Annotated in this window: 10 protein-coding genes and 2 pseudogenes; 3 read left to right on the forward strand and 9 right to left on the reverse strand. The window is 67.4% G+C overall.

All coding sequences use genetic code 11. The features are described from left to right. Positions 1–12: 12 nt before the first annotated feature. From OHA40_RS34365 to OHA40_RS34385, 5 genes are read right to left on the reverse strand one after another with little or no spacing between them, the layout of a single operon-like run. Positions 13–429, reverse strand: a complete 417-nt coding sequence (locus OHA40_RS34365; RefSeq protein ID WP_330230963.1) for an acyl carrier protein — start codon at positions 427–429, stop codon at positions 13–15. After that, entirely contained in the window at positions 426–2,723 is a 2,298-nt protein-coding gene (locus OHA40_RS34370) for a type I polyketide synthase (protein ID WP_330230964.1), read from the reverse strand. Before OHA40_RS34370 ends, OHA40_RS34365 begins: the two co-directional genes overlap by 4 nt. A gap of 18 nt (positions 2,724–2,741) precedes the next feature. Further along, a complete protein-coding gene (locus OHA40_RS34375) occupies positions 2,742–7,880 on the reverse strand; it encodes an SDR family NAD(P)-dependent oxidoreductase (protein WP_330230965.1) in 5,139 nt (1,712 codons plus the stop codon). Further along, complete coding sequence (locus OHA40_RS34380; RefSeq protein WP_330230966.1) at positions 7,861–12,321, reverse strand: type I polyketide synthase; 4,461 nt, start codon at positions 12,319–12,321, stop codon at positions 7,861–7,863. The genes OHA40_RS34375 and OHA40_RS34380 overlap by 20 nt, the downstream gene beginning before the upstream one ends. Before the next feature lie 6 nt (positions 12,322–12,327). Next, complete coding sequence (locus tag OHA40_RS34385) at positions 12,328–17,775, reverse strand: type I polyketide synthase (protein WP_330230967.1); 5,448 nt, start codon at positions 17,773–17,775, stop codon at positions 12,328–12,330. 578 nt (positions 17,776–18,353) lie between these two features. Between OHA40_RS34385 and OHA40_RS34390 the strand changes: the two genes are divergently transcribed. Continuing rightward, positions 18,354–19,007: a class I SAM-dependent methyltransferase gene (locus OHA40_RS34390; RefSeq protein WP_330230968.1), complete on the forward strand. Its 654-nt coding sequence runs from the start codon at positions 18,354–18,356 to the stop codon at positions 19,005–19,007. Positions 19,008–19,053: 46 nt separating this feature from the next. Beyond that, entirely contained in the window at positions 19,054–21,270 is a 2,217-nt protein-coding gene (locus OHA40_RS34395) for an MMPL family transporter (RefSeq protein ID WP_330230969.1), read from the forward strand. Here the strand turns inward: OHA40_RS34395 and OHA40_RS34400 are convergent. From OHA40_RS34400 to OHA40_RS34415, 4 genes and pseudogenes are all read right to left on the reverse strand, one after another. Then, positions 21,267–21,800 carry an SRPBCC family protein gene (locus OHA40_RS34400; protein ID WP_330230970.1) on the reverse strand — a complete coding sequence of 178 codons (534 nt, stop codon included), beginning with the start codon at positions 21,798–21,800 and terminating at the stop codon, positions 21,267–21,269. The two genes, OHA40_RS34395 and OHA40_RS34400, sit on opposite strands and share 4 nt — an antisense overlap. After that, on the reverse strand, positions 21,797–22,354 hold the full coding sequence (locus OHA40_RS34405; RefSeq protein ID WP_442943875.1) for an SDR family NAD(P)-dependent oxidoreductase: 558 nt from the start codon (positions 22,352–22,354) through the stop codon (positions 21,797–21,799). Before OHA40_RS34405 ends, OHA40_RS34400 begins: the two co-directional genes overlap by 4 nt. 32 nt (positions 22,355–22,386) lie before the next feature. Continuing rightward, positions 22,387–22,686: pseudogene (locus tag OHA40_RS34410) on the reverse strand (IS21 family transposase); the annotation flags it as partial. 268 nt (positions 22,687–22,954) lie between these two features. Further along, positions 22,955–23,547: pseudogene (locus OHA40_RS34415) on the reverse strand (mycothiol transferase). A 250-nt stretch (positions 23,548–23,797) separates the two neighbouring features. Between OHA40_RS34415 and OHA40_RS34420 the strand changes: the two are divergent. Then, positions 23,798–24,960 (forward strand): IS3 family transposase gene (locus OHA40_RS34420; RefSeq protein ID WP_330230251.1). Its coding sequence is split into 2 segments (ribosomal slippage): positions 23,798–24,082 and positions 24,085–24,960, totalling 1,161 coding nucleotides; the frame shifts between segments, so codons are not numbered across the junction. Positions 24,961–24,968 lie beyond the last annotated feature (8 nt).

A 24,968-nucleotide genomic window follows, 5' to 3' on the forward strand; every position in this document is an offset into this window, starting at 1 on the left:
AGTTCGCAGTACTCAGTCGGTCTCCCCGTGACCGTCCCCGCCGGCGTCCTCGTCCAGCAGCCGGAGCAGTTCCGCCAGGTCTTCCAGGCTTTCCTCGGCGCCCTCGTCGCCAAGATCCGGCGCCTCGGCCGAGTCGCCTTCGCCGATCGCCTCCGCGAGGTGACGCGCCAGCAGATCGATTGTCGGAAAGTCGAATACGACTCCAGCCGATACCGCGATGCCGAGCCATCGACCCAGCTCGTCCGACATCCGTACGCCTTGCAGCGATGTCAGTCCCAGCTCCGCGAACGGCACGGTGGTGTCGATCTCCGCCCGCGGTACCGCCAGCTTCTCCGCGAGGGTGCCGATGAACCAGGAACGGATCTCCTGCTCGCCGGGAGCGTTCACCGGCCGCGAGTCGGCGGCGGCTCCCGAAGAATCATGGCTCACTGGGATTCCTTCTCTCCGAGGGCGATGCCACGCCAGTAGCGTTGCCGCTGAAATGCGTAGGTGGGCAATGCCACCGTGCCCCGCCGTCCGAAGACGGTTCCCCAGTCGACCCGCAGCCCCCGGGTCCAGCCATCCGCGACGACCTCGAGCAGCGCCCGCGGGGTATCGAAGCCGATGTCGACGATGATGGTGCCGGGACGTTCCAGCACCTCGCGCGCCGGATCCGGGGTGTACCGGGAACCGAACCGCCCGACCGCTTCGCCCGACGCGGCGAGGAACGGAACCGACGGCTCGGCGAGTGTGAGATCGGTTGGTGGCGTGGGCGATTCGCCAGCGGCCACCAGTGCGCACGCATCCGTCAACGACAAGACGCCGGCGACATGGGCGGCGGTGATCTCACCCCGCGCACTGCCCACCACACAATCCGGCCGCACACCCCAGGACTCCAGCAACCGGACCAGGGCCACCTCCACCGCGAACGGCGTCACCGGCTCCGCGCCGAACTCGGCCGCGACCGCGTCGAACGCGGCGGCGAAGACCGGGAATTCCTCGTACAGCGACTGTCCCGCACCGATATCCCGGCCAGGGAAGCGGAAGATGGTCGTCGCGTCGGCTGCCGTCCGGCCCGTGAGAAGTCCCGCCACGGTGGCACCTTCGGCCGATGCCGTCAGTCCGGCGACGAGTTCGTCCCTGTCCTGACCGAGGACGACGGCCCGGTACTCGAACGCCGATCGTGTCGTCGCCAGCGAGCAGCCGATCTCGACCGGATCCAGCTCCGGGTGCCGCTCCAGATGAGCACGCAGCTTCGCCGCCTGCGCCACCAGTGCCGCCTCGCTCCTGGCCGACATCACCCACGGAATCACCGGCAGCGCGACCGGATCTGCCGCGTCGGCGGGAAGGTGCGAGGGGGCCTGCTCGAGAATCACGTGCGCGTTGGTACCGCTGATCCCGTAGGACGACACCGCGGCCCGGCGCGGCCGGTCGTTGTCCGGCCACGACCGCGTCTCGGTGACCAGCCGCACACCCCCGGCCGCCCAGTCCACGTGCGGGCTGGGTTCATCGACGTGCAGCGTCGAAGGCACTGTCGCGCAACGCATCGCCTCCACCATCTTGATCACCCCCGCGATCCCGGAGGCGAGCTGGGTGTGGCCCATGTTGGACTTGATCGAACCCAGCAGCAGCGGCTGTTCCCGCTGCCCGCCCTGCCCGTAGGTCGCCAGCAGCGCCTGCGCCTCGATCAGGTCACCCAGCGCGGTACCGGTCCCGTGCCCTTCCACCACGTCCACCTCGGCGGCCGGCACCCCGGCGTCGGCCAGCGCCGCGCGGATCACCTGCTGCTGGGCCTGACCGTTCGGCGCCATCAACCCGTTCGAGGCACCGTCCTGATTGACCGCCGATCCACGCACCACCGCCAGCACCTCGTGGCCGAGCCGCTGTGCGTCCGACAACCGTTCCAGCACCAGCATTCCCACGCCTTCGGCGAAGGTGGTCCCGTCGGCGCCCGCCGCGAACGATTTCACCCGCCCGTCCCCGGCCAGTCCGAGACCGCCCTCGAACAGCGCGAAGACTCCCGGCGTCGCCAGGACCGAGCCGCCACCGGCCAGCGCCAGCGAGCATTCGCCCGCACGCAGCGCCCGCACGGCCGTGTGCACGGCCACCAGACCCGACGAACACGCGGTATCCAGGCTTATCGCGGGCCCTCTCAGGCCGAGGAGGTAGGAGATCCGCCCCGAGGCCAGCGCCGCGACACTGCCGGTCAGATAGGCCGTCGAGTCGGTGTCGCCGTACTCCCCCTGCGCCTCCAGCGATCCATAGCCTTGGTCGTTGCCCGCGCCGACATAGACGCCGGTGTCGCTGCCGTGCAATGTCCGTGGATCGATCCTGGCGTATTCGACAGCCTCCCACGCGGCTTCCAGAACAAGGCGATGTTGTGGGTCCATCGCCGTCGCCTCCGCCGGCGTGATCCCGAAGAATTCCGCGTCGAATTCACCGGGCGCCGTGAGGAATCCACCGGTTCGGCTGCGGATCTTGTCGAAATCGATGGGCCCGACCCCGTTTCGGAGAAGGCTGTCCCACCCGCGGTCGGTGGGCCACTCCGTGATGACATCGCGACCGTTCAGAACCGTCTCCCAGAGGTCCCGGGGTGATTCGATACCGCCCGGATAGCGGCAGGACATGCCGATGACGGCGATCGGCTCGTGCGCCTGCGCCTCCATGTCCCGCAGACGCTGGCGCGCCTTCTGCAGATCCTTGACGGCTTTCTTCAGATAGTCCCGGAGCTCGTCCTCCCTCACGACCACAGACCTCTCGACTCAGTTGAACGTGGGATCGGAACGGTCCAGATACTCGAATATCGCGTCGTCTTCATCAAAATCTATGTCCTCTTCCGGATCGATCTCACGACTCGCGACGACGCCTCCGGGCAGTTTCGCCCTGACCCGGCGGGCCATCTCCTCCATGCGATCCGCGAGAATCCGGAGGTCTCGGTCCTCGAGATCCCCGAGTAGCGAGGTGTCGGCGAGCGAGTCGAGCTGACCGAGTAGTCGGGCTGCCGGGTTGTCGTCGGGCACGAGCTGCTCGCCGAGGTAGCGGGCCAAGGCCGCGGGTGTCGGATAGTCGAAAACGGCTGTCGCCGAGGGTTTCACACCGGTGGCGGACTGCACCCGGTTGCGGAACTCGACCGCGCCCAGCGAGTCGAATCCCAGATCGGCGAAGGCGGAGTCGGCGGGGATGTCGTCGGGTGAGTCGTGCCCGAGCACCGTCGCCGCGTGCGCACGGATCGCGTCGAGAAGCAGGCGTTCTCGTTCGGCGCGGCTGAGCCCGGCCGATTCCGCCGACAGCTTCGCGGCGGCACCCGAATCGTTGTCGGAAGCTCGCCTGGTGACCCGGACCAGTCCGCGCAGCAGCGGCGGAATGTCGTCCGCGTCGAGGATCCGGCGGCGAATCGCCTCCAGCTCCATGCGGGCAGGCACCGTCGACGGCAGACCCGTGGCCAGCGCCGCATCGAACAAGGCCATGCCCTCGACGTCCGATATCGGTGCGAAACCGCCGCGCCGCATCCGGTCGAGGTCCGCGTCCCGCAGGTGCCCGGTCATCCCGGTGGGCCGCTCCCAGACGCCCCAGGCCATGGACGTCGCAGGCAAGCCGAGCGTCCTGCGGTGGTGCGCCAGACCATCCAGAAAGGCGTTCGCCGCAGCGTAGTTCGCTTGGCCGGGACTGCCGAACAGGCCCGCCACCGAGGAGTACATGACGAACGCGTCCAGTGGCAGATCGCGAGTGGCCTCGTGCAGATTCCAGGTCGCGTCCACCTTGGGCAGCATCACCCGCTCGACGTGTCCCGGTGTCTGCGACGAGAAGACCGCGTCGTCCACGACACCGGCCACCTGAACGACCGCCGTCAGCGGGTGCGACGAATCGATGCCCGCCACCAGTGCTCGGACCGCCGCGGGGTTCGCCATATCGCAGGCGAGTACCTCTACCCGCGCACCCAGTTCCGCCAAGCGCGACGCCAATTCACCGGCTCCCGGGGCGTCGGCTCCGCGACGTGAGGTCAGCACCAGATGGCGCACACCGCGCTCGGCCACCAGATGTTCGGCCAGCCTGCCACCGAGACCACCGGTGCCACCGGAGACGAGCACGGTCCCGTCGGGGTTCAGGCTCCGTGGCAGGGACAGGATGTTCTTTCCGATGTGCCTGGCCTGACTCAGGAACCGGCATGCCTCCGGCGCCTGCCGCACATCCCACACCGTGACCGGCACCGGCCGCAACACACCGGCGTCGAAGAGTTCCGCCACCTCGACCAGGATTTCGTGAATCCGGTCGGCGCCCGCCTCGGGCAGCAGGAACTGGCGGTATTCGACGCCCGGATACCGCGCGGCGATCTGATCGGCCTCGCGGATATCGGTGACACCCATTTCGATGAACCGGCCACCGCGCGAGAGCAGTTCCAGCGAGGCATCGATCTTGTCGCCGGTCAGCGAATTGAGAACCACGTCGACGCCCGCGCCGCCGGTGCTCCGGAGGAATTCGGCGGAGAAGCCGGTGCTGCGGGTGTCGCCGATCCGATCGCCGGGGAATCCCGCGGCGCGCAGGACATCCCATTTCGGAACGCTCGCCGTGACATAGAGTTCCAGTCCCCAGTGGCGCGCCAGCTGCACCGCGGCCATGCCGACGCCCCCGGTCGCTGAATGGACCAGCACCGATTCACCCGGCGACACCCGCGCCAGATCTCGCAGCGCGTAGACCGCGGTCGCGAACACCACGGGCACCCCGGCGGCCTCTTCGAACGACAGCGCTTCGGGAAGACGGACCATCATCCGCTGATCTGCCACCACCGTCGACCCGATCCCCGCGAAGATTCCCATCACCCGATCACCGGGTGCCAGATCCACCACATCCTCGGCCACTTCGAGCACCACACCGGCGCCCTCGCCGCCGACCGGGGTGTCCGGAATCGGGTACATCTCCAGCGCGATGAGCACATCGCGGAAATTCAGGCCGACCGCCCGCAATCCGACCCGGACCTCGCCCGGCCGCAACGACGCGCGCGGCGGATCCTGGGGAACGGCGATCATATTGTCGCCGTGCAGCGTCCCGCGTCCTCGCGTCACCAGCTGCCAATCGCCGCCCGCGGTCACCAGCTCCGCGGCGCCGAGGACGTCGGCGCCGACACGGGCCAGCCGTGGCACGAGCAGATCCCCGTCCCGCACGGCGCTCTGCTGTTCACCACGATGCGCGATCGCGGCGACGACCCCGGAGCGGCAGTCCGCGCGATCCCCGACATCGACCAGCACGATCTGTCCGGGGTTCTCGTTCTGGGCACTGCGGACCAGCCCCCATACGGCGGCGCCCACCAGATCGTCGACCTGCTCGGCGCGATGCGTCGCGACCGCACCCGAGGTCACCACGACGACCGGCGCCGGATCCTCCCCCGGCGGGTTCTGCAACAGCGCCAGGACGTCGGTCACACCGGCGCGTACCCCGCGGGCGCCCTCCGCACCGATCCCGGCGAAGAAGCACCGCACCACCAGATATTCGGTGCCGTCGACTACGCACCGCTCCAGCGGCAGGCCGGAATCGTCGGCCACGGTGGACCACTCACCCGGCGGCACAACGGCTTCCGTGGACGGCACCGCGAGCCAGTTCGTCGTGAACAGCGCGTCTCCGACCGAAAAGCGCTGCGCCGCCGCACCGAACGATTCGGGCGAAACGTCGCGCACCGTCAGCGCGCCGACGCGCGCCACCGGTCTCCCCGCCGGATCGGACAACTCGATCTCGACCCGATCGGGTCCCCCGCCCCGCAGTCGAACCCGCAGATCGGTAGCACCGACCGCCGACAGCGAAACGTCCTCCCAGGAGAACGGCAGGCGGATGTCCCCGGCGGCGGTTCCGGCGCCGAGCGCACCGGTGACCAGCAGCGCGTGCAGGGCGGAGTCCAGCAAGGCCGGGTGAATGCCGAACCCCTCCACCTCCGCCCGCGCATCCTCCGGCAGACTCACCTCGGCGAACGTCTCGTCGCCCCGGCGCCACACCGACCGGAGTCCCCGGAAGACCGATCCGTATTCGTAACCCGCCTCGGCCAGATCGCCGTACACCTCACCCAGTGGGACCACCGACGCACCCGCCGGTGGCCACGGCGCCGAATCGCCCGAACTTCCGGAACCCGGACTCTCCGAACGCAATACGCCCGTCGCATGGCATACCCATGCCGCACCGGAGACCTGGGGGCGGGAGAACACCGTCACCGAACGCTGCCCGGACCCGGTCGGCTCGTCGACGGCGACCTGGAGCTCGACCGCGCCCGCGTCCGATACCACCAACGGCGCCCGCAGGATCAGCTCCTCCACCACCGGAGCCTCCACCACACTGCCCGCGTGCAGTGCCAACTCCACGAACGCCGCCCCCGGCAGCACGATCGCGCCACCCACCCGATGACCGGCCAACCACGGGTGCGTCCGCAATGCCAACCGGCCCGAGAGCAACACCCCGGTTCCGCCGGCGAGATCGACCACCGCGCCCAGCAACGGATGACCCGCCGCGGACAGACCGGCCGCACCGACATTCGTGGTCGTGGTCTCGTTCAGCCAGAACGACTTTCGCTGGAAGGCGTAGGTCGGCAGGTCGACCCCTCCCGCACCGCTTCCCGCGAAGACAGCGGCCCAATCCACACCGACGCCGACCACGAACGCTTCCGCCACACCGGTGACGAAGGCCGTGTCGGCGTCGCGGTTCAGCCGGAGCATCGACGTGACGACCTGCGGTGGCGTCGCGTCGTCCGCCGCCGCGAGGCTTTCCCGGGTCATCGCGGAAAGCGCGGTGCCGGGGCCTATTTCGAGGAAGTTGCCGGGCTCACCGCCCCGGCCCAGGTATCGGGCGCCCGCCATGAATCGGACGGGGTCGCGCAGATGCCGAACCCAGTAGTCCGGTGAACCGAGCTGGTCGGCGGGCTCTCCGGTGAGGTTGGACACGACTTCGAGACCGGGCACGTGGTAGTCGAGGCCGCGGCAGACCTCGGCGAACTCGGCCAGGATCGGGTCCATTCGCGCGGAATGGAAGGCGTGGCTGGTCCGCAGTCGTTTCGTCTTGGTTCCGGCGGCGGCCAGCGCCGCCTCGAATTCCCCGACCGCGTCGTCGTCGCCGGAGACGACCACCGAGGTGGGCGCGTTCACCGCCGCGATACCGAGCCTGTCCCCATAGTCCGCCAGCGAGGCGACGACGGAATCCTCCGCCGCCGATACCGCCAGCATCGAGCCGCCGGCCGGGAGGGACTGCATGAGCCGCCCGCGTGCGGCCACCAGGGTGCAGGCGTCCTTCAGCGACAGGACACCGGCGATATGGGCTGCGGTGATCTCACCCAGCGAATGGCCCATCGCACAGTCCGGCCGCACGTTCCAGGACTCGAGCAGCCGGAACAGTGCCACCTCCACCGCGAACAGCGCGGCCTGCGTGTACACGGTCTGATGCAGCAACTCGGCGGTGGCGGACCCGGGTTCGGCGAAGATCACCTCGCGCAGCGAAGTCTCGAGTTCCCCGTCGAACTCGGCACAGATGGCGTCGAATGCCCTGGTATAGGCCGGATACCGTTCCCAGAGCAGCCGCCCCATGCCCGTCGACTGACTGCCCTGGCCCGGGAACAGGAAGGCGGTCCTGCCCCCGGCCGTCGTGCGGCCGGTCACGAGTCCGGGCGCGGTGGCGTCCTGCGCCAAGGCCGTGAGTCCCGCGACGAGTTGGTCCCTGTCCCTGCCCAGCACGACAGCCCGGTGATCGAACGTGGAGCGGGTCGTCACCAGCGAATAGCCGATATCGACCGGGTCCAGCCCCGGGTGCCGCTCCAGATGAGCCAGCAGCTTGGCCGCCTGCGCGGCCAATGCGGTAGCGCTCTTGGCCGAGATCACCCACGGAACGACCGGCACCGCCACCCGATCGGGCTCGTCACTGTTCGCCGTCGACACCCGGCCGCTCCTCCCCGACCAGCTCCAGGAACATCGACACCCAGTCCTCGAGCAGCGATCTCGCCTCCGCCGCGTCGATCCGGGTGGGGTGATAGATCACCCGGAAGGAGATCTCGGCGCCGGGAATCACCATCACCCAGAGGGGAATATTCGAGCGGAGATGAACGTCGACGTCCTCGAACGATACGTCGGCGAAACCGACATCCATCCCCTCGTACGCGTGCACCGCGACCGACACCGCGGTCTCGAACAGCGGACGCCCCGCCGGCACGCCCGACCACGGCGCCAGCGCGGGCGGTGCGACGTGCTCGAAACTCCGGAGCGAGGTGACATGGGATTGGAGCTGCCGCAGCCAGTCCCCGGTGGACACCGACGGATCGATGGAAACGCGCAGCGGGAGCACATTCGAGAACGCACCGACGATCTGCTCCATGCCGGCCGAGGGACCGAACCGCCCGGACACGGCCGCGCCGATGGTGACGTCCGATTCGCCGCTGTGCCGCCCGACGACACCGGCCCACGCCCCGTAGGCCACGGTCGCCAGGGTGACGCGCTGAGCACGCAGGGTTTCGGTCACGTGTGCGGTCTGGGCGGCGGTGAGCTCGACGGCGACAACCGGCTGCGCGTCACCTTCGCCGGAAGCCGCGGGGGCTTGCGCGGGACGAATCTGCTTCAGCGCGTTGGACTTCATACCGTTCAGCTCGGCGCGCCAGAACTCCTCGTCGGCATCGCCGTCGAGTTCGCGCACCCACGAAATGTAGTCCCGGAACGGCCGAGCGGCCTTCGACGCGTTCTGTCGCCCCGCCTTCAGACCCTGGTAGCGGGCGGCGGTTTCCGCGACGACCATCGCGAAAGAGGTTCCGTCGAGCAGCATCCGATGATGCGTCCACACGATTCGGTGCCGGTCCTCGGCGACCTTGACGATCGTTATCCGGATGAGGGGCGCCGAGGCCAGATCGAAGCCCTGCCGCCGATCCCGGGCGATGAACTCGCGCTCGCGCTCGGCCACCGCGCGGCCCTCCGATGTCGTCGCGTCTTCGACGACGAACGGAATCGTCGCGTGGCGGCGAACCACCTGTAGCGGCCCGGAATCCCCGTTCGACGCGATCGAGGTTCGCAGGGCCGGGTGCCGGTCGACCACTCGCTGTGTCGCCTCGCGGAACAGTTCGACGTCGAGCGGGCCGACCAGGGTCGCCACCAGCTGTTCGAGGAAGACACCGGCGCCCCCGTCCGCGAGGACGTGTTCCAGGGTGTCCCGCTGGACCGGAGACAGCGGATAGATGTCTTCGATCTCGTTGCCGGACAAGGGTGTTCCCGGGCGAGGTCCACCTAGCTGATCGGCGATCGCGGTGAGTTCGGCAGCGGTGAATTCCGCCAGGATGTCCGGGCCGGTCACCGAATCCGCCGCTTCCGCTTCGGGTGTGGCCGCGCTCTCGCCCTCACTCGACAACGAGCGCTCGTATACGGCCCGCGCCAGCAATCGGATCGTCTGATTCTCCAGCAGATCCTGTGGTTCGATATCCGCCCCGGACTCCAGCGCCCGCCGGACGAAGCCGACCGCCATGAGCGAGTCGACCCCGAGATCGAAGAAGTTCATGTCGAGATCGAGGTGATCCACCCCGATCACCTCGTTCGCGATCTCGCTGAGCATGATCTCGATCGCCCGGACACCGCCCACATCTTCAGCGGTCTCGCTCGGGGCAGAGACCCGCCCGGACACGTCGCGCGGCGATTCAGCGGCGTCGACCGCACCCGGCTCACCCGCGACAACGGGGGCCGCGTCGATCCAATAGCGTTCGCGGGCAAACGGATACGTCGGCAGCGACGCCCAGCGCGCGGTGGCGCCGGAATACCGCGGGGACCAGTCGATACCCACTCCGGCGGTCCACAGCAGGCCGAGTCCGCCGAGGAAGACCTCGCGATCGTTCGTATTCTCCGACGGCCTGCGCATGAGCCGAACGACGTGATTGTCCTCGGTCCAGCTCTGGTGCCGCTTCACCGACGCGCTCAGCGATCCACCGGGGCCGACCTCGACGAACACGTAGGGCGCCGTGTCCAGGGCGTGTTCGATATTGTCCTTGAACCGGACGGTCGCGCGAATACTCCGCGCCCACACGGCCGGATCGGTGGCTTCCGCCGCCGACATCCACGAACCGGACCTGTTCGACAGCAGCGGGATCTTCGGCTCGGCGAGCGGCAGTTCCCGGAGCACATCCTCGAACTTCGGCACCACCGGTTCCATCAGGCCCGAATGGAACGCGTGCGAGACATCCAAGCGGCGGGTCAGGATTCCGCGGCCCGCCGACCAGCGTTCGAACTCCTCGACCCGCTGCGTCGACCCCGATACCACGCATTGGTGCGGGTCATTGATCGCAGCGACATCCAGCTCCGGCCCGAGCCCGTCCGCGAGGTCACCGACCGCGGACGCGACAGCGAGCATCGCGCCCGTCGGCGCGGCATGCATCAGGTCGGCGCGCGCGACCACCGCCCGGATCGCCGTGTCGAGATCGAAGACCCCGGCCACCGTGCCCGCCACATATTCACCGATGCTGTGCCCGATCAGCGCCGCGGGCCGGACGCCGTAGGACTCCAGGAGTTTCGCCAAGGCGTACTCGACGGCGAAGATCGCCGGCTGCGCGTAATCGGTCCGGTTCAATCGCGCGGGGTCCGAGCCGAATATCGCCGAGCGGATATCGCGGCCCGACAGTCTGTGGAACTCGTCGAGACACCGGTTGAAGGTCTCGGCGAACACCGGCTCCGATTCCACCAGGTCCCGGGCCATCCCCAGGTGCTGAGTTCCTTGGCCGGGGAACAGGAAGGCGACCGCTGGGTCCGGGTCGAGCACGGTCTTCGGCTCGTTTCCGCGACCGGTCAGCGCCCGCGCCGCCGTACCCCGGTCGTTCACCACGGTGGCTGCTCGCACCTGATGCGGCTTTCGTCCCCGGTCGAGGGTGTACGCGACATCGAGAAGGTCGAGCTCCGGGTTCGCATCCAGGTGCGCGGCCAGGCGCCCCTGTGATTCCGCGAGGGCCTCGCGGGTGTTCGCCGACAGCAACAGCACCTGCGGCCCGAAGCGCGAGGGCGCGGCCGCGACGGCTGGGGCCTCGTGCACCACGACGTGCGCGTTCGTCCCGCCCACTCCGAACGAGCTCACCCCGGCGTACCGAAGGCCGTCCCACTCCCACGGGCGATATTCCGTCGGAGCCACGAAAGGACTGCGATCGAGCCGCAGTTCGGGATTGGGCTTCTCGAAATGCAGTGTCGGCGGAATCGCGCGGTTCTTCAGGCTCAGCACGGTCTTGATCAGGCCGACTACACCGGACGCCACCTCGAGGTGTCCGATATTGGATTTGACGGAGCCGATGTAACAGGGCGCCGACCGCTGCTTCGTCGAGATCTCGAAAGCCCGGCGCAGCGCGTCCAGTTCGATGGGGTCGCCCAGCGGCGTCCCGGTGCCGTGGGCTTCGATGTAGCTGATATCGGACGAGTCGACACCGGCGACAGCCTGTGCTTCGGCGATGACATCCGCCTGGGCCGCGACATTGGGCGCGGTGAACGCCATCTTCCGTGACCCGTCGTTGTTGACGGCGGAACCGGCGATCACGGCGTGCACGATGTCATCGGCCGCCAGGGCGTCTTCGAGCCGCTTCAGCACCACGATGCCCGCACCGCTGCCGAAGACGGTGCCGTCGGCCCTGGCATCGAACGGTCGGCAGTGTCCGCTCGCCGACGCCATGGATCCCGGTTCGTAGAAATACCCGACGTGGTGCGGTATCCGAAGCGATACGGCACCCGCGAGCGCCATATCGCATTCGTTGGACAGCAGGCTCTGACACGCCATGTGCACCGCCACCAGCGACGAGGAGCACGCCGTCTGCACGGTGAGGCTGGGGCCCCGGAGATTGAACTGGTGCGACAGCCGGGTCGCCAGATAGTCCTTGTCGTTGTGGATCAACAGGTTGAGCAGCTCCGCGTTCGCCCCCTGCGCGATCGATTCGCGCAGGTCACCGTGCGAGAGTAGGTTGTGCAGCAGGTATCCGCTGGCCGCGCTGCTGCCGAACACTCCTATCGCGCCGTCGTAGCGGTACGGGTCACAGCAGGCGTCCTCGAGCGCCTTCCAGGCCGTCTGCAGGAACAGCCGGTGTTGCGGATCCATGATCCGTGCAGCCCGCGGCGTGAACCCGAAGAATTCAGCGTCGAACTTGTCGATGTCGGCCAGAATCGGGGCACGCCGAACATAATTCGGACGCCGGAAGACCGATTCCGGAACACCCGACTCGATCAGCGTGTCGTCGGAAATATCGACAATGGATTCGCGACCGGCACGAAGATTGTCCCAGAATTCTTCCACTGATTCGGCGCCGGGAAACTTCCCCGCGATACCGACGATCGCAGTCGAGTTCTCGATACCGGAATCGTCCGCTGCTGTCACCTTACTCACGCAATCCTATTCTCCGCCACGCGACCGTCGTGCCCGTGCGCTTCGACGAGCGTGTGCACGTGCCACCGGCCGATTGTGGGTTTCGTCGTTTTCCTTGATCTGCTCGGACCGGCTCAACCCGAGCTGACCGACGATGTCCTGCACCAGATCCTGCAATGAAGCGCCCTGCAACAGCAGTCCGACCGCCGGTTCCACCCCGAAGTCCCCGCGACAGGCGTTCTTGATACGAATCGCCATGAGCGAATCCATGCCCACCGAAAACAGGGAAGCACTCGCATCGATTCCCGCCGAGGACGTAGCGCCGACAATGGCGTTCAGGCGGGAGGCCAATCGTTGCGCTATCGCCTGACGCGCCTCGTCGGGGTCCAATTTCCGAAGACCGTCCGGGCCGATCCATTCTTCCGATACTTCCGCATGATCGAATACCTGGGTCACCTCCCGGAAATAGCTGAGCTGCTTCAGTTCCGGAAGGTCCCGCGCCCGATCCAGCCGTAGCCGGGCGACGCCGATACGGGCCGGGTCGCGGGCAAGCAGTGTGGCGAACGCGTCGACACCTTCCGCCGGAGTGAGCGGGTCGACGACGGGAAGGATCACCGACGTCGCCAATCCGACCCCCGACCACTGGCCCCAATTGATCACCGAGGCCGGTGCGCCCTGTGCACGCCGCCAGCGAACGAAGCCATCCAGCCACGCGTTCGCCGCGGCATAGGCGGCCTGGCCGGGTGATCCGAGCATCGAGGCCATCGACGAGAACGCGATCCACCAATCCAGTTCCCGGTCGGCAGTGGCGTTGTGCAGGGCCACCGCGCCTGCCGCTTTCGGTTGCCACACCTTTGTCAAGCTCTCGTCGTTCAGTGAGAGGAATATTCCGTCATCGAGCACACCGGCCGCGTGAATCAGACCCCGCAACGGCCGACCGGTCCGCTCGGCGGCCGCGACCAGTTTCTCCGCGGTCGTGGCGGCCGAGACGTCGCCGAGTTCGACGACCACTTCGGTGCTGCCGCCGAACTCCGCCAGCAGCGCCGCTACCTCGGCGGACGGCGCGGACCGGCCGTTGAGGACCACGCGGCCCGCACCCTGTTCCACGAGCCGTCGCGCGATGCTGAGTCCCAGCCCGCCGAGGCCGCCGGTGATGATGTACGAGCCGTCGGCGCGCACCGTCTCGCTCGAAACCTCTGGACCGAGTTGCGCTCTGGTGAGGGTCTCGACATATCTGAGACCACCGCGTACGGCGACCGTGTCGCCTCCGGCGCCTGCCCTCAGTTCGGGCAGCAGGTCCGCGGCACCGTCGGCGTTGGGGTCGAGATCGATGAGCGTCGCACGCAATTCCGGATGCTCGAACGCGAGCGTCCGGATCACCCCGCGCAGTGCCCCGACCCCGGGTTCGCCGGCTTCGTCATCGTGCACGGCGAGGCCGCCCCGAGCCACCAGCCACAGCCGTGGCGATTGCTCGGCGGGGTGCTGAACCATCGTCCGGACGACGGACGACAAGTGCCGCACCCACCCCTGTGCGCGCGCGATCCCCGCCGCGGTGGCTGCCTCCCGTGGCCCGGCGGAATCGAGGAAGATCACGATCCCGGCCGGGGAGGTGCCGGCACCGTCGGCGGCCGACTCGTAAGCCGCGAGCAATGATCGCTCGTCCGCGAGCGTGGCGGTGAGAACCCGCCCCTGGTTCTCACCGATCGCGGCGGCGACGGCGGACGCGGTCGATGACGAATCATCGCCGTCGGTCACCAGGATCCAGCTGCTTCCATCGAACGAACTCACCGGGGCCGCCACCGGTTCGGCGGTCCAGGTGGTGTCGAAGACCTTGTGCCCGATCGGGAGATCCAGTCTCCGCGAGCTCACCCGCTTCAGGGCGATACCGGCGAATTCCGCCACCACCCGACCGGCCTCGTTCACGAGCTGGACCGATGCCCGGACACCGCCGTCCACATCGTCGGACTGCCGTACCCGCACCCGGCACCCGACCGTGTGGCCGATCGGTTCGAAGACCCGGACCGACTCGATCGATTGCGGCAGATAGGTGGCGTCCGCGGGCAGCGTCGAGGAGGTGTCACTCAGCGCGGCGCCGATGCTCTGCAGGGCCGCGTCGAGGATGACCGGATGCGCCGTGAATCGCAGGTTCCGCGGCGCCGAGGCCGGGAGTTCGATCGTGGTGGAAGCCCTTCCCCCACCGTGCCGTTCGATCCTGGTCAACGCCGCGAAGGCAGGCCCGTGCAGTTGACCGGATTGCCGCAACAGGGCATAGAGCGCCGACACCGGCACCGACTTCGTGGAAGTGCCCGGCTCCCTGGCCATCTCGTCGGAAGCCCGGTCGTCATCGCCGGTCACCTCATCGACGCGGCTCACCACTGCCCCGGCGTGCCGGAGCCAGTCGCCTTCACCCGACCGGGAGAAGATCTCGATCTCGGCGGTTCGATCGGCGACCCGCCAGGTCAGGTGCGTGGTCAGGGTGAGGGTCTGGTCGAGCACGAGCATGTGGTCGACGGTGAAATCGCGCAAAGCCAATTGTTCGGAGCCGAGACCGAATACGTCACCGGCCGCGCCCAGGCACATATCGAGGAATACCGCCGCCGGCAGCACCGGCATTCCGTGCACCCGGTGATCGTTCAGCCACGGATTCCGTTCGGTACCGGCATCGACACTCCAGACGTGGCTGCCGGTGTGCGGGACACAGACGTTCCGGCCGAGTAGCGGATGACCGCCGGTGTCCACGACGGGCGCTTGATCAGCCGTCCAGAAGGTCTGATGCGACCACGGCGCCGCCGGGACATCGACGAATCGACCCGTGTCGGGCCCGAGTTCGCCGAATTCCGGTGCGAGCGCGGACAGGACGCGCTCGAGTTGAGAATGGAACTCCTCGGTGTCGTCCTGGTCGCGCTTCATGGAGTAGTTCACCAGGAACTCGTCGCCCGCCGACACGGACTCGAGGGTGTCGGTGACCGGTGAGGCGAGCAGGGGATGCGGGGACATCTCGGTGAAGAGCCGATATCCGTCGGCGGCTGCGGCCGACACCGCTCGGTGGAACTGCACGGGCTGCCGGAGGTTGTCGACCCAGTATTCGGGATCGAACAGCGGCGCCTCCAGCGGATCGGTCGAGGTCGCGGAGTAGTACCCGCATTCCGGCTCTTGGGTTTTCGACACCCCCGCGAGGCGCTGCCGCAGATCGCCGAGCAGATTGTCCACCTGGGGACTGTGGCTCGCGACATCACATTTGATGGACCAGACCGGAACCGACTCCCGCTCGGCGCGCGCCATCAGGTCGGCCAGCTCGGTTTCGTCGCCGGAGACGATCGTCTGGCTCGGCGCCGCGAGCACGGCGATGTCCAGGCCGCGGTAGTCGCGGATCAGTTCGGCGCAGTCGGCCGAGCTGAGCGACAGCATCGCCATCGCGCCCCGGCCCGCGTTTCGCTGCAGCAGCAGGGAGCGACGACAGATGACGCGCACTCCGGTCGGTAGGTCGATGGCGCCCGCGACGACCGCCGCGGCGATCTCCCCCATGGAATGCCCGATCACGGCGCCCGGCGTGACCCCGTACGAACGCCAGAGCGCGGCGAGGGCGACCTGGATGCCGAACAGCGCGGGCTGAATCTGCGAGATCCCGCTGAATTCCTCGCCGCGGCTCACCATGTCGTGGAGATCGAAGTCCACTTCGGCGGCGATCAGCGAACTCACCCGCGCGATCTCCGCGGCGAAGATGGGCTCGTCCACCATCAGCCGGCGACCCATTCCGGCCCACTGGGATCCCTGGCCCGAGAACAACCACACAGGCCGCAGCTCGCTGCGGAACCGTCGATGCACCACGGCACCTTCGGTTTCCGGCCCGGCCAGCTGCCGGAGCCTGCGGGTGATCGTGGCGCGGTCCCGGCCGGCCACCACGGCTTGATGCCGGTAGCTCGCCCGGGTCCGATTGACGGTGTGGGCGATATCGGCGATCGACACCTTCGCCCCGGCGCCGACCATCCAGTTCGCGAGGGCATCGGCCTCGGCGGCAACGCGTTCCGGAGTCTTCCCGGTGAGGCGCACGGCCGTGACCGGACGTTCCCGCACCGCTGTCAACGGCACTTCCGGCGCCTGTTCCACGATCACGTGCGCATTGGTGCCCGAGATTCCGAAGGACGACACCCCCGCACGACGCGGGTGATCGGTGACCGGCCACTTCGTACACTCGGTCGGAACGAAATAGCGCGATCCCGACGCATCGATCTGTGGATTCCACTCGGTGAAATGATTGTTGGGCGGAATCGCGTCGTGGTAGAGCGCCAGACTCGCCTTGATCAGCCCGGCCACCCCGGCCGCTGCTTCGAGATGGCCCAGGTTCGTCTTCACCGCGCCCAGTGCGCAACCGATCCCCGTGGCGCCGTAGGACCTGCGGATCGCCTCGAACTCGATGGGATCGCCGAGTGGCGTTCCGGTGCCGTGCGTTTCGATGAGGCCGACGGTTGCAGGGGGAACGTCGGCGGAGGTCAGCGCGTCGCGGATGAGATCGGTTTGCGCGGCCCGGCTCGGGGCGGTGAGCCCGTTGGTCGGTCCGTCGTGGTTCACCGCCGATCCACGGATGACGGAAATGATGCGATTGTTGTCACGCAGCGCGTCGGCGAGGCGTTTCAGCACGACGACACCGCAACCCTCGCTCCGGACGAATCCGTCGGCTTCGCTGTCGAAGGCCCGGCACCTGCCCGTCGGCGACAGCGCGGACCATCGCGACATCGCCAGTCCCGCATAGGGAGCCAGATTCAGTTGCACGCCACCGGCGAGCGCCAGGTCGCTTTCGCCCGACCGCAGGCTCTGACACGCGAGGTGGATGGCGACCAGCGACGACGAGCAGGCCGTGTCGACCGTGAAAGACGGCCCGTGCAGACCGAGGAGATACGAGATGCGCCCGGCGGCGGTGCTGTGGGTGTTTCCGGTGGCCATATGCGCGACGGGCTCGCTGCGCCGCTCGATATTGACGATCGTGTAGTCCCAGCTCGTCATCCCGACGATCACGGCGGTCCGGCTGTTACCGAGCGAGTCGGCGGGGATTCCGGAGTTCTGCAGCGACTCCCATGCGACTTCGAGAAGGACCCGTTGCTGCGGGTCCATGGCCGTCGCTTCGGCGCTGGATATTCCGAAGAATTCGGCGTCGAACCCGGCGGGGTCGTCGATGAATCCACCCCAGTTCATGGAGCTGCTCTCGGGAAGACCCGGATGCCGTTCGTACTGTTCGCGAATATTCCAGCGCCCGGGCGGTACTTCGGTGATCGTATCCCGTTTTTCCATCAGGGAATCCCAGTAATCACCGGAATCGTTGATACGCCCGGGAAACCTGCAACCGATGCCCACGAGCGCGACAGCGTCCGTTTCCGCCGACGTGGATACATTCGCTTCCTCGGCAGCGAGCGCACGCCGGAGCGCGGCCCTGGTGGCCGGAGAAAGCTTTTTTATCAGCGATTCCGCGCCGGGCTGCATCAGTGGGCTACACCGGCATCGATTTTCATATCAGAATTGTTGATCATAATCATCCCCTCCGAACCACGAAATACGACTCTCCCGCGTGACCGTGACTTCGACGCTCCCTCGCCCCGAGTCCCCTTATTGAGGAAGCTACCAGCTATGTACGACAGGAGCTTCCCGGCCTTCTGTGAGATAAGTCACAGTCGCTTGAGGTGATGGTGGCCTCCGTGAAGCCTGGGGAGCAATTCGACCACTCGGATCGGCAGGGGGCCGCCATACCAGGCGTAGATTTGTTTCAGCACGTCAGCATGCATTTTCAGGGCCGGTCCGGCCCGACGACGGCGCGGCGGGCCCGGGCGATTCCACCCGGGCCGGCCGCCGATCCGACCGACCGCGAGCGTTACTCGGGATCATGTGGTTACATCCACCAATACCCTTGTGTCCCAAGGTAATTGGCTCTCCACGCGGCACCTTCGCAAGCATCCCGCAATCCACGCGGCTTCCTGAACCCGACCCGCGCACCTCTCGAACTCGGCACATCGACCGGCACACGTCCGCGCACGAAGAAAAGGATGACAAAAACAATGACAATCGTGACCCAGAAATGGCGTAAAGGTAATTCCATCACTTCGGGCTGGGATTACACGGTGAAACATCCGATTGTTGCGATGGTCTATACATATGTCGCTTTCGGATCCGATTACCGGCGTTTCTATACCGACCTGGCCGACGTGCGCGGCCTGGTCGACGGTGCCGAGGTCCTCGATATTCCGTGCGGCGGCGGTGCGGTGTTCCCGCCACTGGCCGGCACCACACCGAAGCGGTACATCGGCGCCGACGTCTCCCCGGCGATGCTCGCACTCGCCGCCAAAGAGGCGGAGAAATCCGCGATCGCGAACCTCGAATTGCTCGAACGCGATGTGGTGACACTTCCCTACGATGCGGAATTCGACCTCTGCCTGAGTTACATGGGCCTGCACTGTATGCCCGACCCGGCGGGTGCGATCGCCGCGGTCGGGCGTGCGCTGCGCCCCGGCGGTGTATTGCGCGGCAGCACGGTCATCACCGGTAAGGGCCGCAAGAACGATCTTTTTGTGTCCCTGTGGCAGCGGCGCGGGATCTTCGCCGATGTCTATCCGGAGAACGAGCTCCGTGAATGGCTCCGAGCGGCGGGCCTCGAACAGATCACCATCAATTGTTCGGGCGCGATCGCGTATTTCTCGGCAACCAAGCCGGGGCGCGACTGATCACCTAGCCGTCCGCCGATAGCTCCCGCCCCGAGAGGACTCAGCATTGTTTCACCGGATCACGCAACTGGCAGTCGCCGCACCACGACGGGTCGTCGCCGTCGCGCTGGCGCTGTTTGTCGGAGCGGCGATATTCGGCATCCCGGCGGTGGGGAGTCTGTCGGCGGGCGGCTTCAATGATCCGGAGTCGGATTCGGCCAGGGCCACCCGGCTGCTGACGGAGAAGTTCGGCGTCAGCGATCAGCAACTGCTGATCGTGGTGACCGCCCCGGACGGTGCCCGCGGTGAACAGGGACGACAGGTCGCCGTCGACGTCGTCGACCAGCTGAAACGCTCGCCGCACGTCATGGACCTGTCGTCGGCGTGGACCTCGCCCGAGCAGACGGCGGCGGCCATGGTCAGCAAGGACGGCAGGTCCGGGCTGATCGTGGCCAATCTCGCGGGCTCGGAGAACGACGCGGAGCACTACGCGAAGGCGCTGTCGGACGAAGTGGCGCACGACCGTGGCGATGTCACCGTGCGCGCGGGCGGCACGCCGCTGGCCTACGCGCAGGTCAACGAGCAGAGCCAGCACGACCTGCTGCTGATGGAAGCCATCGCGATTCCGCTGAGTTTCGTGGCGCTGGTGTGGGTGTTCGGCGGGTTGCTGGCGGCGGCCCTGCCGGTCGCCGTCGGTTTGATCGCCATTGTCGGTTCGATGTCGGTACTCCGGCTGATCACCTTCGGCACCGAGGTCTCGACCTTCGCGCTGAACTTGGCCACCGCGCTGGGATTCGCCCTGGCGATCGACTACACCTTGTTGATCATCAGCCGCTACCGCGACGAAGTGGCCGACGGCGCCACCGGCAACGCGGCGCTGTTCCGGACCATGGCCACCGCGGGCCGGACCGTGGCGTTCTCCGCGATCACCGTCGCGCTGTCCATGTCGGTGCTGGCGGTGTTCCCGATGTACTTCCTGAGATCGTTCGCGTACGCGGGAGTGTCCATCGTCGCCTTCGCGGCGATCGCGGCGATCGTGGTGTCGCCGGCGGTCATCGTGCTGCTGGGGCACCGGCTGGACGCCCTGGATGTGCGGCGCCTGGCCCGCCGGCTGCGGGGCCGGCCCGATCCGGTGGCCACGCCGATCGAGCAGTCGTTCTGGTACCGCTCGACCAAGCGCGTCATGCGCCACGCCGTACCGGTCGGCGTGGCGGTGATCGCGCTGCTCCTGCTGCTCGGATCTCCCGCCCTCGGCATGAAATGGGGATTCTCGGACGACCGCCTGCTCCCGGACTCCATGTCGGCACACCAGGTGGGCGACCAGTTGCGCGGCGAATTCGCCATCGATCCCGCGGCGGCGATTCCCATCGTCGTCCCCGACGCGGTCGGCCTCGAGCAGGCCGACCTCGAGCGGTACGCCGTGAACCTCTCGCTCCTGCCCGATGTCGCCGCGGTGGCGGCCCCGAGCGGCTCGTTCGCCGGTGGCCTGAAAGTGGGGCCGCCCACCGCGTTGGCCGGCCTGGCCGAGGGCAGCGGGTATCTGACGGTCTTCAGCACCGCGCCGATGAGTACCGACGCCTCCGACACGCAGCTGGACAGGATTCACGAACTGGCGGGCCCGGCGGGCCGATCGGTCCAGATATCCGGGCTCGCGCAGATCAACCGCGACAGCGTGGAGGCGATCACCTCGCGATTGCCGCTGGTCCTCGGGTTGATCGCCGCCCTCACCCTCGCGCTGCTGTTCCTGCTCACCGGCAGCGTGGTGCTGCCGGTGAAGGCGCTGATCCTCAACGTGTTGTCGCTGACCGCGACATTCGGCGCGCTCGTCTGGATCTTCCAGGACGGCAACCTCGGAGGCTTGGGAACCACGCCCACCGGAACGCTGGTCGCCAGCATGCCGGTGATGTTGTTCTGCATCGCGTTCGGCTTGTCGATGGACTACGAGGTGTTCCTGGTGTCGCGGTTCCGCGAGCACTGGGAGACCTCCGACCGCACCGCGGAGGCCAACGACGAGGGCGTGGCGCTGGGCGTGGCCCGCACCGGGCGGGTGATCACCGCCGCCGCGCTGCTCATGGCGATCTCGTTCGGCGCGCTGACGGCCTCGCAGGTGCCGTTCATGAGGATGTTCGGCCTCGGCCTCACCCTGGCAGTACTAATGGATGCGACCCTGATCCGCACCGTGCTGGTGCCCGCGGCGATGCACGTGATGGGCCGTGCAAACTGGTGGGCGCCGAAACCCTTTGCCGCACTGCACGATCGGATCGGCATCAGCGAATCCCGTTAGCCGGTAGCGGCTTCGCCGCCGATCTCACCCCGTGGTGTCGTCGCGGCTGCGGCGTAGGACGCCAGTCCGGCGGCGAAGCGTTCGAACATCGGCGCGAAGGTCGTCGACACGAGTCGCTCCTGGACCGGGCGCAGAAGCGCGGCGGTGTCCAGGTGGACCTGCCACCGCAGGACGCAGCTGTGCTCGTCGATCGACTCGAAGGTGATGTCCTCGATCAGCCTGTGCGCCAAGGGGATCGACATGGCGTCGGCCGAGAAGCAGAACCGGCGGCCCGGCTCCCACACGAGGAATCGTTCGCGGACGGTGATCCAGCGCAGGTGGATGTCACGCACGGTGGCGGTGCCGTGGGGCGTCGTGCCGTACCACGTGGTGGACCGATAGCCCTCGGCCCACTCGCGCTGACCTTCGCCCGTGGCGAGGATGCCGAAGGCCCGATCGGCGGAGGAGCGCACTGTTCGCTCGGTCCGCAGATGGTGACGCATCGTCGCGATGTCGTCGAGGTAGCTGGGCCGCAGTGCGTACAAGGTCATTTCGGCGCCACCAGTCCTCGGGTGACCCGGATGACCGTCCGCCGCGGCAACACCCGGGGAAGCCGGGTCGACCACTTGTTGGCGAGTCCGGAGACCACGCTGGGCGGGCTGTTGCGGCGGTCGAGGGCCTTCATCGCCGTCGCGGCCACCCGGGCCGGGGTCTGGCGGCCGCCGACACTGGCGGCTTCCCCGGTGACCTCGAAGAACTCGGTGTCGGTAGCGCCGGGGCACAGCGCGAGGGCTTCGACACCGGTGCCGTCGAGTTCACCCCACAGCGCCTCGGTGAACGACAGCACGAAAGCCTTGGTCGCGCCGTACACGGCCATGTAGGGAATGGGCTGGAAGGCCGCTGTCGAGGCGACGTTCACCACGGCACCGCGACCGCGGGCCACCATCCCCGGCAGCAACGCGTGAGTCAGCGCCACCACCGCGCCGACATTGACCGCGATCTCGTCGACGACCCGCTCCGGCGACCGCTCGGCGAAGACACCGTGGGTATCCGACAGGTCCGCGGGCAGCACCCGGACACCGATTCGAACTGCTGTTGCAGCCACAGCCCGCGCAGGCACCCTCGCCGCTGCCCGGGCCGGCAGCGGATGTTGCGGGTCAGCGACTGATACGACAGCGGGAAACCCAGCGGTTCCAGCTCGTCCATCAGCGTCTGGGCCCACAGGTGCGGGTCCTCGGCCAGGCGTGCGGTCACGTACTCGACGAACGGCTCGAAAGGGTCCGGCAGATGGCGTTTGCGGACGCCGGGGGTGCGTTCCCCGGCCAAGTAGGCGCGGATCGTCTTGCGGTCGCGGCCGGTGTGGCGGGCGATCTGGGAGATCGTCCAGCCTCGGGCGCGTAGGGCACTGATTTCCACATCTTCCTCACGTGTCAACATGGAAAAGCGGGCCTCCTCCGAACGAAAGCGCTGGTCAGGTGTGGTAACCACCAGCATCGAAGGAGGCCCGCCCTTCACGGCGGAGCCACACGGGACAAATGGGGAATTTCGGTGAGCGTCAGTGGGGAAATTCAGTGAGCGCCGTCACCGGGGACTACCCAACGCACGATACGAGGCGCCGTCCGCTACAGGCGGGTAGCGTCGAGGCTGCCTCATTCTCGTAGCGAGCGCTGGTGGACAGGCTGTCAAGAAGGCTGGGATTCATCGGTCACCGGAGCCCTGCGGCCTGTTTTGCGGTTTTCTCCAGCTTGCCTCGATATTGCTGCCACCAGGTCGAGTCGCTGGTAGGCATGTTGTCGTTGCCGTCGAAAAGGCCGGCGGCGCCGTCGATGAGCTCGCGGATGATGTCGGCGTGTCCGGCGTGCCGGTTGGTTTCGGCCGCTACGTGCACCAGGATCCGATGGAGCGTGACGTCCCGCTGGTCGTCGGACCACCACGGGACCGAGCCTTCGGCGGTGAGGTCGAGACTGTCGATCGTGGCGTCGGCATGTGCCCAGGCCCGACGGTAGAACCCGATGATGTCCTCGCGCGACTGTTCGGCCGTGGCCCACATGTCAGCCGTGGGATCGGCCTCGAAGTCGTGTTCGGTGAGGGGTTCGTCGTATGGGCGGGCGAAGGTGTCACTGAAGTAGCCGAACTCGATGGTGCCGAGGTGCTTGACCAAGCCGAGCAGGTTTGTGCCGGTTGGGGTCATCGGGCGACGCACGTCGTACTCGGACAGGCCGTCGAGCTTCCATAGCATGGCTTCGGGGCATAGCGCAGGTAACGGTGCAGATCCGTTTTGGGGCCGGAGACAGTCATGTCGAGCACTCTGCCAAGGCACCCTCTCATCCCCGACTGATTTTCCTTCACACGACATCCTCGACGAAGCCGAGGGCGAGGCACTCGCCCAGCAGCAGGCCAACGCCTTCCTCGAGATCGCATGATGGCAAGCGACCCAGAAAGACGGCGGCACCACCTGATGGCTCCGGGGTGACGTGACAGGGACTGCTGCACGGATAGGTGACAACCGAGTTGGCTTGCCCTTCGGGTGGGCTGGAAGGATGTCATCGTGCCGAAGCCCTATCCCCGTGAGTTCCGCGACGATGTCGTGCGTGTGGCTCGCAATCGCGACGATGGTGTGACGCTGGAGCAGATCGCCGCCGATTTCGGGATCCACCCGATGACGCTGTCGAAATGGATGCGTCAGGCCGACGTCGACGAGGGAACCAAACCGGGCACCAGCACGAGCGAGTCGGCCGAGCTGCGGGCGGCGAAACGGCGAATCCGGTTGCTGGAGCAGGAGAACGAGGTCCTCAAACGGGCCGCCGCTTATTTCGCGCAGGCGAACCTGCCGGGAAAATGATCTACCCGCTCGTCCGCGAGCTGGCCGAAGACGGGATCCCCGTCACGGTGACGTGCCGGGTGCTGAAACTGGCTCGTCAGCCGTACTACCGATGGCTGGCCGAACCGGTCACTGCCGCCGAACTCGACCAGGCGTATCGGGCCAACGCGCTGTTCGACGCCCATCGCGACGATCCCGAATTCGGGTACCGATTTCTCGCCGACGAGGCCCGCGCCGCCGGTGAACCGATGGCCGACCGCACTGCATGGCGGATCTGTTCGGCCCAGGGCTGGTGGAGTGCGTTCGGCAAGAAGCGACGCGGAAAGGGCAAGGCCGGCCCGCCGGTCCACGATGACCTGGTCCAACGCGACTTCACCGCTGAGGCTCCGAATCGGTTGTGGCTGGCCGACATTTCCGAACATCAGACAGGCGAGGGCAAGCTCTACATTTGTGCGGTCAAGGACGTCTATTCCAACCGGATCGTCGGCTACTCCATCGACTCACGCATGAAATCGGCGCTGGCGGTGCACGCGCTCAACAATGCGGTGGCTCGCCGTGGCGAGGTGGCCGGTTGCATTCTGCACACCGACCGCGGATCGCAATTTCGCAGCCGGAAATTCGTGCGAGCCCTGACTCGTCACGGCATGGCCGGGTCGATGGGCCGTGTCGGCGCGGCCGGTGACAATGCCGCCATGGAGAGTTTCTTCGCGCTGCTGCAGAAGAATGTCCTCGACCGCCGATCCTGGTGCAGCCGTGAGGAATTGCGCATCGCGATCGTCACCTGGATCGAACGGACCTACCACCGCCGCCGACGCCAAGCTACCCTCGGCCGTTTGACGCCGGTCCAATACGAGACCATCATGACCCCACCGGCCAGTCAGGCCGCGTGATCGAATCT

Source organism: Nocardia sp. NBC_00508 (assembly GCF_036346875.1).
In the GTDB taxonomy this organism is placed as follows: domain Bacteria; phylum Actinomycetota; class Actinomycetes; order Mycobacteriales; family Mycobacteriaceae; genus Nocardia.

Coding starts and splice junctions, on each gene's coding strand:
- OHA40_RS34400 (WP_330230970.1), bottom strand. CDS start 21,800: ATGACCTTGTACGCACTGCGGCCCAGCTACCTCGACGACATCGCGACG.
- OHA40_RS34385 (WP_330230967.1), bottom strand. CDS start 17,775: ATGCAGCCCGGCGCGGAATCGCTGATAAAAAAGCTTTCTCCGGCCACC.